General features: G+C 70.2%; 10 protein-coding genes. 1 reads left to right on the forward strand and 9 read right to left on the reverse strand.

The features are described from left to right. On the forward strand, positions 1 to 250 hold a 250-nt coding region (locus ACESL7_RS09100; protein WP_372893005.1), incomplete at its 5' end, for a DUF697 domain-containing protein. A gap of 31 nt (positions 251 to 281) precedes the next feature. Here the strand turns inward: ACESL7_RS09100 and ACESL7_RS09105 are convergent. The 9 genes from ACESL7_RS09105 to ACESL7_RS09145 all read right to left on the reverse strand — a co-directional run bounded on the left by ACESL7_RS09105 (position 282) and on the right by ACESL7_RS09145 (position 9349). Further along, positions 282 to 1328 (reverse strand): threonine aldolase family protein, encoded by a 1047-nt coding sequence (locus ACESL7_RS09105; protein WP_372893006.1) that lies wholly within the window; start codon positions 1326 to 1328, stop codon positions 282 to 284. Beyond that, positions 1328 to 1801 (reverse strand): YcgN family cysteine cluster protein, encoded by a 474-nt coding sequence (locus ACESL7_RS09110; protein ID WP_372893007.1) that lies wholly within the window; start codon positions 1799 to 1801, stop codon positions 1328 to 1330. The genes ACESL7_RS09105 and ACESL7_RS09110 overlap by 1 nt, the downstream gene beginning before the upstream one ends. Next, entirely contained in the window at positions 1798 to 2736 is a 939-nt protein-coding gene (locus tag ACESL7_RS09115) for a bifunctional riboflavin kinase/FAD synthetase (RefSeq protein ID WP_372893008.1), read from the reverse strand. The genes ACESL7_RS09110 and ACESL7_RS09115 overlap by 4 nt, the downstream gene beginning before the upstream one ends. A gap of 101 nt (positions 2737 to 2837) precedes the next feature. Then, the gene (locus ACESL7_RS09120; protein ID WP_372893009.1) at positions 2838 to 3281 is read right to left on the reverse strand and encodes a MaoC family dehydratase; all 444 of its coding nucleotides are present in this window, start codon (positions 3279 to 3281) and stop codon (positions 2838 to 2840) included. A gap of 105 nt (positions 3282 to 3386) precedes the next feature. After that, positions 3387 to 4262, reverse strand: coding sequence for a TIGR01459 family HAD-type hydrolase (locus ACESL7_RS09125; protein ID WP_372893010.1), 876 nt, complete (start codon positions 4260 to 4262; stop codon positions 3387 to 3389). 69 nt (positions 4263 to 4331) lie between these two features. Continuing rightward, a complete protein-coding gene (locus ACESL7_RS09130) occupies positions 4332 to 5252 on the reverse strand; it encodes a manganese-dependent inorganic pyrophosphatase (RefSeq protein ID WP_372893011.1) in 921 nt (306 codons plus the stop codon). 238 nt (positions 5253 to 5490) lie between these two features. Then, positions 5491 to 6984 carry a phosphomannomutase/phosphoglucomutase gene (locus ACESL7_RS09135; RefSeq protein WP_372893012.1) on the reverse strand — a complete coding sequence of 498 codons (1494 nt, stop codon included), beginning with the start codon at positions 6982 to 6984 and terminating at the stop codon, positions 5491 to 5493. Positions 6985 to 7092: 108 nt separating this feature from the next. After that, positions 7093 to 8712, reverse strand: coding sequence for a capsule biosynthesis protein (locus ACESL7_RS09140; protein WP_372893013.1), 1620 nt, complete (start codon positions 8710 to 8712; stop codon positions 7093 to 7095). After that, positions 8690 to 9349, reverse strand: a complete 660-nt coding sequence (locus ACESL7_RS09145; RefSeq protein ID WP_372893014.1) for an ABC transporter ATP-binding protein — start codon at positions 9347 to 9349, stop codon at positions 8690 to 8692. The genes ACESL7_RS09140 and ACESL7_RS09145 overlap by 23 nt, the downstream gene beginning before the upstream one ends. Positions 9350 to 9381 lie beyond the last annotated feature (32 nt).

Consider the following 9381-nt stretch of genomic DNA (forward strand, 5'->3'; position numbering starts at 1 on the left):
GCATCTGGTGGCCACCGGCGCGGTCGCGGTGGGCGACGACCTGATCCACTCGGTCGCGGGCGGGAGCCTGCTGTCGCGCGTCTCGCGCCGCTTCGGGGAAGGGATCGTCAACGGCGCGCTCACCGCGCGCGTCGGCGTCGCCGCGATGGAGGTCTGCCGCCCCCTGCCCTTCCGCGCGGTGGCCGCGCCGAGCGTCTCGCGCCTTGTCCACCGGGCGCTCACCGGGCTCTTCGGCAAGGGCGCGGAGTAAACGTCGCGCAGCGAGAAACCGCCCGCCCGCCTCAGCCGCGCGCGATCTCCACGAAGCGGTCGATCTCGGCGTCCGGAATCGACCAGTCGCAGACCAGCCGCGCGGTGAGCGCCTCCTCCGGGTCGTCGCCCTCGAGCGATCCCTCCCAGAGATAATACTGCGCCCCGGCCTCGATGAGGCGCCGGTGCATCGCGCGCGGCATCCGCGGAAAGAGCATGTTCGCGCGCGGCTCATTCAGGAACGAAACGCCCGGCAGCGCGCGCAGCCCCTCGGCGAGGCGCGCGCAGGCGGCGTTGGCGCGCCGCGCGCTGTCGAGCCAGAGCCCGCCGGAGAGATACCCCTCCATCTGCGCGGCGAGGTAGCGGTACTTCGAGAAGAGATGCCCGCCCCGCTTGCGGCGCAGCTCGAACTCCCAGGCCACCGCCGGGTCGAAGAAGATCACCGCCTCCACGCCCGGGCAGCCGTTCTTGGAGGCGCCGAAGCTCACCGCGTCCACCCCGGCCTTCCACGTCATCTCGGCCGGGCTGGCGTTCAGCGCGACGAGCGCGTTGGCGAAGCGTGCGCCGTCGAGGTGCATCTTCAGCCCGAAGTCGCGCGCCACCGCGCCCAGCGCCGCGATCTGGTCGGTGTCGTAGACGCCGCCCCGCTCCGTCGCCTGCGTGATGGAGACTGGCCCGCGCTGCGGCCCGTGCACGCCGCGGCTCTCCTCGGCGGCGATGGCGGCATGGAGCGCCTCCGGCGACATGCGGTCGCTCTCGCCCACAAGGGCGAGCTTCGCGCCGCCCGAGTAGAACTCCGGCGCGTTGCACTCGTCCTCGTGGATATGCGCGACCGGCGTGCAGAAGATCGCCTGCCACGGCTGCGACAGCGTGGCGAGCGCCAGCGCGTTGGCGGCGGTGCCCGTGGCGACCAGATGCACCGAAGCCTCCGGCGCCTCGAAGATCTCGCGCAGTTGCGCGGTGACGCGCGCGGTCACCTCGTCGGCGCCGTAGGGCTTGGCGTAGCCGTCGTTCGCGGCGCTCATCGCCTCGAGCACCTGCGGGTGCGCCGGGCCGGCGTTGTCGGAGGCGAACTGCATCAGCGGGGTTCCTCTATCACGTGATCTTCCCAGTCGTCTTCGTCGACCGCGAACTCGGGCACCGTCCGCTCCCGAACCGAGACGCCCGCGTCGTGCACGGAGCGCGGGTCGCCCGAGATCAGCGGGTGCCAGTCGTGAAGCGGCCGCCCCTCGTGCAGGAGCCGGTAGGCGCAGGTCGCCGGCAGCCAGTAGAGGTGATCCGGGATCGTCTCGGGCGTGAGCACGATGCACTCGGGCACGAACTGGTGGCGGATCTCGTATTGTCCGCAGCGGCAGGTTTCATCGTCGAAGAGCCGGCAGGCCACCCGCGTCAGCACCACCTCGCCGGTGTCGGCGTCCTCGAGCTTGTTGAGACAGCACTTGCCGCAGCCGTCGCAGAGCGCCTCCCACTCGGCGCGGGTCATCTCGCCGAGGCGCTTGCGCTCCCAGAAACGCGGCGCGAGGCCGGAGCGGTCGATCGGATCGCGGCTCACAACGCCTCCAGCATCGTGCGGGCGCGGGCGCAATCCGTCTCCATCTGCGCCACGAGATGATCGACGCTGTCGAACTTCTCCTCAGGGCGCAGGAAATCGATCAGCGCGACCGAGAGATGCGCGCCGTAGAGATCGCCCGCGAAGTCGAGGATGTAGGTCTCGAGGTTGGCGCGGTTCTCGCCGAACATCGGCCGCACGCCGATCGAGGCGGCACCGTGATAGGTGCCGGCATGGGGCCCGTCGAGCACGTCGACCAGCACGGCATAGACCCCGAAGCGCGGCGGGTGCAGCCCCTCGATCGACATGTTCGCGGTCGGATAGCCGAGGTCGCGGCCCCGCTGCTCGCCGCCGATCACCGGCCCCTCGATCCGGTGCCAATGGCCGAGGAGGGCCTTGGCGTCGCGCGGCCGCCCCTCGGACAGCGCCCTGCGGATCGCCGTGGAGGAGACGCGCGTCGGCCCTTCGGTGACCATGTCGGCCACCGTGACGCCGAAGCCCATCGCGGCGCCGAACCGGGCGAGGTCGGCCACGTCGCCGGCGCGATCCTTGCCGAAACAGAAATCGCGCCCCACCACCGCGTGGCGCAGCCCGAGCCCGTCGCGCAGCACCTCCGCCGCGAATCCCTCGGGCGTGAGCGCGGCCATCGCCGCGTTGAACTTGAGCTCGTAGAGCCGCGCGACGCCCAGCTTCTCCAGCCGGTGCGCCCGCGCCTCCGGCCCGGTCAGGCGGAAAGGCGTCGCGGCGGGCGCGAAGTATTCCCGCGGATGCGGCTCGAAGGTCACCACGCCGAGCGGCGCGCCGAGGCGCGCGGCCTCTGCGCGGGTGATGTCGATCACCGCCGTGTGCCCGATGTGCACGCCGTCGAAATTCCCGATGGCGGCCGCGGCGCCGCGGTCCTCGGGTGCCGTGAACTGATGGTCGCGCACGATCCGCATGGGTCAGCCACGTAGCGCCGCGTGGCACAGGGCGCAAGCGGCCCGCCCCGCGCCGCGGCGTCACGCGAAACGGCGCGGGGCGGGCCGCCGGGCGGCAGCGGTCAGTCGAACTTGCGCGAGGGGGCGAGCACCGTGGCCTCGCCCACGAGGACCTTCTTGCCGTCCACGCGGCAGCGGCAGTCAAGCGTGACACGGCGCTTGGCGTGATCGATGGCCGTCACCTCGACCTCGGCGAGAACCGTGTCGCCCGGCCGCACGGGGCCGAGGAATTTCAGCGTCTGGCCCATGTAGACCGTGCCGTGCCCCGGCAACTGCTCGCCGATCACCGCCGAGATCAGCCCCGCGGTGAGCATCCCGTGCGCGATACGCCCGTGAAAGATCGTGTCCTGCGCATAGTCCTCGTCCAGATGGACGGGGTTCCGGTCGGTGGAGACCTCGGCGAACATCTCGATATCCCGCTCCGTCACCACCTTCCGCAGGTGACGGGTCATGCCCATCTCGATATCCTCGATGCAGATCGTGCCCCGCGGCAGGTTGTCCAACATCCGCCCCTCCGGACTTCCCAGGAAATTATCGGACGCCGAAACGCGCCCTGCAGCAATTTCATTACTTCGCGCGCGCAGAAAAGCAAGAGCGAAGTGTGCGCTGCGTCATCGGAGCGCGCCGATGGCGTAGTCGGGCGACACCTGCTCGGCCGCGAGCCAGCGCTCCAGCGCCTGCGCGTCGGGCTGTCGCTGCGTCCGCGTCTCCGCCCGGGCGAGCCCGCCGGTGATGTAGAGCGAATCGATCCCCTCCCCCGTCGCGCCGGCCACGTCCGTGCGCGTGCCGTCGCCGATGGCGAGCATCCGGTCGCGCGGCACCGCGCGCCCCATCGCCGCGAGCCGGCGATAGGCGAGGTCGTAGATCGGCGGATGCGGCTTGCCGAAATAGAGGCTCTCGCCCCCCATTTCGGTATAGAGCGCCGCCACAGCGCCGGCGCACCACTCCCGCACCTCGCCGCGGTCCACCACGATGTCGGGGTTGGCACAGAGCAGCTTCAGCCCCCGCGCCCTGGCCTCGAGCAGATCGGGCCGCAGCACCTCCGGGTCGGCCATCGGATCGAAGGGACCGGTGCAGACGATGCCCTCCGCCTCGGCGAGCGGCACGCGGCTGATCTCCAGCGGATCCTCCAGGACCTTCAGCGGCTCGAAGAAGCCATGGTCGTGCTCCTGCCCGATGAAATGGACCTTCTGCCCCGCGACGCCGCGGAACATCGCCGCCCGCGCACTGTCGCCCGAGGTCGCCATGGCGTCCCACGCGTCACGCGGCACGCCCATGCGGTCGATCTGGCGCTCCACGCCCGCGCGGGGCTTGGGGGAATTGGTGACGAGGACCACCGCGCCGCCCCGCTCGGCCCGGTAGCGACGCAGCGCCGCCACCGCCTCGGGCAGCGCCTGAACGCCGTCGTGCACGCACCCCCAGAGATCGACGAGCAGCGCGTCGTAGTCCGCGGAAATCCCGTCGAGCGTGTCGATGATCTGCGCCATGGGTCCTCCGGCGTGAAAAAGGGGCGCCATGCCGGGCGCCCCCGATCTTCTCCCCGATCCGCGCGCGGCTCAGACCGCGAGGTTCGGGATGATCTGCTTCTTGCGGCTCATCACGCCGGGCAGCACCACCGTGTCGCTCCCGACGGTGACGCCGAAGCTCTTCTCCGCCACCGTCTTCACGAGATCGTCCGGCACCAGCAGCGTCGCCTCCTCGCGCAGGATGTCCACCACGAAGAAGAGCACCTGGTCGACGCCGTCCTCGCGCGCCACCTGCGGCATCGCCGACATCAGCGCATCCTTCCGCGCCAGCACCTGCTCCGGGCCCGTCGTCTCCAGAACGCTCACCCGGAACCGGGTACCGCCCACCTCGTAGGCCTTCGAATCCATCCGCAGAAGCTCGGCCTCGGAAAACGCCGAGACGTCCGATTTCGCCGCGAACATCTCGGCGGCGTAGTCCGGGATCGCGACGCCGAGATCGGCGGCGAGCCCCTCGGCCACCGCGCGATCCTTGTCCGTGGTGGTCGGGCTGCGGAACTCCAGCGTGTCCGAAAGGATGCAGGACAGCATGGCGCCCTTGATGGCTTCGGGCATCCGTTCGGCGTCCGCCCCCATCAGGTCGTGCATGATCGTCGCCGTGCAGGCGAGCGGGCGCACCGTGATCTCGATCGGCGCCTTCGTCTCGATGCCCCCCGTCAGCTTGTGGTGATCGATGATCGCCTTCACGTCGAGCGCGTTGACGTTCTCCGGCAACTCGGCGGGATTGTTGGTGTCCACGATCACCACCGGGGCACCCTCCTCGAATCGCTCGCTGACGCGTGGCGTCTCGAGCCCCCAGCGCTCGAGCATGAAGGCGGCCTCGGTGCTCGGCGCGCCGAGCAGGACGGCTTCCGCCGCCTCGCCCTTCACCTCGGAGAGGTACCACGCCCAGATGATGGGCGAGCCGGTGGAGTCGGTGTCGGGAGCCTTGTGGCCGAAAACCTGAAGCGTCATCGAAGTCCGTCCGTCGCCATGGTGGAAATGTCGCGCGCCTTATAGGCCCGGCACACGCAAGTGTCACGGGGCTGTCGCCGCAGCGCGGCGTCCCGCGCTGAACATGACGCCGCTCCGCCCCATCATCTTGGCTCAAATACTCCGGGGGTGAATTGGCCGCAGGCCAAGAGGGGGCAGCGCCCCCTCCCGCGCCGCGCATGCGGCGCGGCAACGCGCTTGAAAGCGCGTTGCGCCCGGCTCAGATCGTCTGGTCGTAGGCGCCGACCGCGGGCTCGGTGCGGATCACCGCGTCGAGATCGGCGAAAATCGCGCGCATCTCGTCCTCGCTCGCGGGGCTTTCGCAGACCACGACGAGGTTGGGCGTGTTCGAGCTTGCGCGCACCAGTCCCCAGGCGCCGTTGTCGAGGATCACGCGCGCGCCGTTCACCGTCACCACCCGGTCGATCGCGCGCCCGCCCAGGGTCTCGCCGGCCGCGGCCTTCGCCTCGAGCCTGCCGACGATGCGCGCGAGCACCTCGTATTTCTCGGTATCGCCGCAGAAGGGCGACATCGTGGGCGTGGACCAGGTGCGCGGCAGGGCCTTGCGCAGGTCCGACATCGCGCGTTCCGGGTTGCGGTCGAGGATCCGGCAGAGCTCGACGGCCACGCGCATCCCGTCGTCGTAGCCGCGCCCCACCGGCTCGGCGAGGAAGTAGTGCCCCGACTTCTCGAAGCCCGCGAGCGCGCCGATCTCCTTGACGCGGCGCTTCATGTGGCTGTGACCCGTCTTCCAGTAGTCGGCCTTGATACCGAGCGCCTGAAGCTCGGGGTCCGCGGCGAAGAGGCCGGTGGATTTCACGTCCGCCACGAAGGTGGCGCCGGGATAGAGCTTGCCGAGGTCGCGGGCCATGATGACGCCCACCTTGTCGGCGAAGATCTCCTCGCCCGTGTCGTCCACGACGCCGCAGCGGTCGCCGTCGCCGTCGAAGCCGAGCGCGAGGTCGGCGCCAGTCTCGCGCACCACGCGGGCCATGTCGTGCAGCATCTCCATGGCCTCGGGGTTCGGGTTGTAGTTCGGGAAGCTGTAGTCGAGCTCGGTATGGAGCGGGATGACCTCGGCCCCGATCCGCTCCAGCAGCGCGGGGGCGAAGGCGCCGGCGGTGCCGTTTCCCGTGGCGCAGACGACGCGCAGCTTCCGCGAAAGGTGGAAATCGCCCGCGAGGTCGTCGAGATAGGCGTCGCGCACACCCTCCACCGTTTCCCAGCCGCCGCCCTCGCGATATTCCCCTTCGTCCGCGAGCACGATGTCGCGCAGTTCAGCCATCTCGTCCGGGCCATGCGTGAGCGGCCGCTCGAACCCCATCTTCACTCCGGTCCAGCCGTTGGGATTGTGGCTCGCCGTGACCATGGCCACCGCCGGCGCGTCGAGGTGGAACTGCGCGAAATAGGCCATCGGGCTCAGCGCCGGACCGATGTCCTTCACCCGGATGCCGGCCTGCACGAGGCCGAGGATCAGCGCCTGCTTGATGGCGAGCGAGTAGTCCCGGTAGTCGTTGCCCACCGCGATCTCGGGGCGGATGCCGCGGCGGTGCATCTGCGTGCCGAGGCCCCGCCCCAGCGCCGTCATGCCCGGCAGGTTGATCTCTTCGGGGTAGCGCCAGCGCGCGTCGTATTCCCGGAAGCCGGTCGGCGCGATCATCGGCTCGGACAGGAATTCCCAGGTGTTCGGGCGGCTCTCGGGGTGGGGACGCATGGGCAGGGGCCTCTGTCGGGGGCCGCGCCGGGCGCAGCCGGTCTATCGCTGGTCGGGCCACCCGCGGGCGGCCGGGATCAATCGTCGTGGGCCGACGCGCCCGCCGGGTCAGGACGAGACCTGTTCCCGCAGGATCGAGGCGGTCAGCGAAATCATCAGATAGATGCCGGAAAAGATGAGGAAGGCCAAGAGCGTGTTCTCGACCGCACGCGGATAGCTCGGGTCCTCTGGCGGCAGCGGGCGCACCGATGTCGTGAGATACCGCGTCTGCGAGTTGGCGTCGCGCCGCGCCTGTTCCAGCGATTCGAGCGCGGACTGCAGCATCAGGTCCCGCGTCGTCACATCCGCCTGCGCGAGCTGGATCTGCGAGGCGAGCGCCGCGAGCGACCCCTGCGAGGTCGTCGCCTCGGTCATCTGCGCGTTGACCTGACCGAGCAGCGATTCGAGGCGGCGGATGTCGCCCTCGACCCCTGCGACCTTGGCCGCGTTGGGGCGCTGGTTGTCCTGCAGCGCGGCGAGCTCGAGCTGCTTTTCCTGGATCTGCATCTCGATGTTGTTGATCTGCCCGCGCAGCGCCGCGATCCGGCCCTCGGGATCGAGGACCGCGCCCTCCTGCTGAAGCTGGACGAGCGTTTGCTGGGCCTCGCGGCGCGCGGCCTCGGCCTCCTCGAGGGAGCGTTCCGCGTCGGCGACCTGATTCTCGCGTTTGCGCTGCGAGAGGTTGTCCACCCGATCCTCGGCGTAGGACAGGAGCGCGCGCGAGAAGCGCGCCGAGACCTCCGGGTCGGCGGCCCGGACCTCCATCCGGATGACCCCTTCCGTCGGATCGAAGCCGAGCTCGACGTTGCGCGCATAGAGGTCGTAGGCGGTCTCGGTCGAGGCGTCGGGATCGAGGCGCTGGATCGGGTCGATCCAGGGCTGTGCGAAATGCGCGCGAAAGCCCTCGTCCTCGTCGAGGCGCACCATGGCGTCCTTCGATTCGAGGTAGGACTGCACCGCGATCGAATCCTGATTCGTGGCGAATTGCGTCCCCGACAGCAGGCCACCCGCCGGGCTTCCGCCGCTGTCCGACTTCAGGATCAGGAACTCCGACTTCGTGGCATACATCGGCGTCGCCATGGCGAAGAAGTACCAGCCCGCGACGAGGGTCGGCAGGAACACGAAGAAGGCGAGCCGCGTCAGCAGAAGCGCGAGCTTGCGCCGCCGGCGGCGCGCGATGTCGCGCTGAATGCGCGTGATCTCGTCCGCGCGACGGTCCGCCGGGCTGCGCTCGGTGGCGGGCAGCCGCTCGCCGGACGGCTCCTCGCGCACCTGTGGCAGGGCCGCGGTCTCCGTGTCGGTGGCGGCGGGTTCCGGGCGGCGTTCGCGGGGCACCACGAGTTCCAGCATCCGTGACTGCTGAAACGGGTCGATGCCGCGCGCGCGCAGCTGACGCACCGCGTCATGGTCCGACGTCACGGCGATCCCGTGGCGCTGCGCGACCCGGCGCGCCATGCGCAGTTGCCGCCCGGTGAGCCCCTCGCGGCGGATCGAATCGATCTCTGCCGCGGCCTCGACCTCCGCGGGGCTCTGCACCTCGCCGCTGAGGCCCGCGCCGCCCGCAGCCGCCGACCGGGGCGCCGCGCCCTCGGCCGCGTCGTGCGCGCGCGGCGCCTGCGCGCCGGACCCGGCGGCCGCGGCCGGGGACCGACGCACGCGGAATTTCCTAGCCTTCGGTCTGGTAGTCATAAAGCTGACGAGCCTCTTCGAGGGTGTCGAACATGTGCAGCTTGCCGTCGAGCAGGACGGCCGCCTGAACCGCGAACTTCTCCAGCACCTGCGGCTGGTGCGAGACGATGACGAGCGTGGTGGTGCGCAGCCGCTCGCGCAGGATCTCGCCCGCCTTGCGATTGAACTCGGCGTCGGTGGAAGAGGGCATCCCCTCGTCGATCAGGTAGACGTCGAAGTCGAGCGCCAGCATCAGCGCGAAGGTGAAGCGCGCCCGCATGCCCGAGGAGTAGGTGCCGATCGGCTGATCGAAGTATTCTTCCAGCCCGCAGAGCCAGCGGCAGAACGCCTCCACGTAGTCGGGATCGAGCCCGTAGAGCTGCGCGATGTAGCGCGCGTTCTCGCGCGCGGAGTGCTTCGAGATCACCCCGCCCATGAAGCCGAGGGGAAAGGAGACCTTGCAGTGGCGGCGCACCTCTCCCTCGTCCGGCTTCTCGAGGCCGGCCATCATCTTGATCAGCGTCGTCTTGCCCGTCCCGTTGGGCGCGAGCACGCCGAGCGAGCGGCCAAGCTCGACCCGGAAGGACACACGGTCGAGGATGACCTTGCGCTGCACGCCGGTCCAGAAGGACTTGCTGACGGTGTCGAACTCGATCATCTCGGCTCCGGGGCGGCGGTCCTGAGCGGACG

The organism is Rhodosalinus sp., from assembly GCF_041685465.1.
Classification (GTDB): Bacteria; Pseudomonadota; Alphaproteobacteria; order Rhodobacterales; family Rhodobacteraceae; genus Rhodosalinus.

Bases quoted from the DNA above. Each gene is read 5' to 3' on its own strand.
- ACESL7_RS09105 (WP_372893006.1), bottom strand. From the start codon at position 1,328: ATGCAGTTCGCCTCCGACAACGCCGGCCCGGCGCACCCGCAGGTGCTC.
- ACESL7_RS09115 (WP_372893008.1), bottom strand. From the start codon at position 2,736: ATGCGGATCGTGCGCGACCATCAGTTCACGGCACCCGAGGACCGCGGC.
- ACESL7_RS09120 (WP_372893009.1), bottom strand. From the start codon at position 3,281: ATGTTGGACAACCTGCCGCGGGGCACGATCTGCATCGAGGATATCGAG.
- ACESL7_RS09125 (WP_372893010.1), bottom strand. From the start codon at position 4,262: ATGGCGCAGATCATCGACACGCTCGACGGGATTTCCGCGGACTACGAC.
- ACESL7_RS09130 (WP_372893011.1), bottom strand. From the start codon at position 5,252: ATGACGCTTCAGGTTTTCGGCCACAAGGCTCCCGACACCGACTCCACC.
- ACESL7_RS09135 (WP_372893012.1), bottom strand. From the start codon at position 6,984: ATGCGTCCCCACCCCGAGAGCCGCCCGAACACCTGGGAATTCCTGTCC.
- ACESL7_RS09140 (WP_372893013.1), bottom strand. From the start codon at position 8,712: ATGACTACCAGACCGAAGGCTAGGAAATTCCGCGTGCGTCGGTCCCCG.
- ACESL7_RS09145 (WP_372893014.1), bottom strand. From the start codon at position 9,349: ATGATCGAGTTCGACACCGTCAGCAAGTCCTTCTGGACCGGCGTGCAG.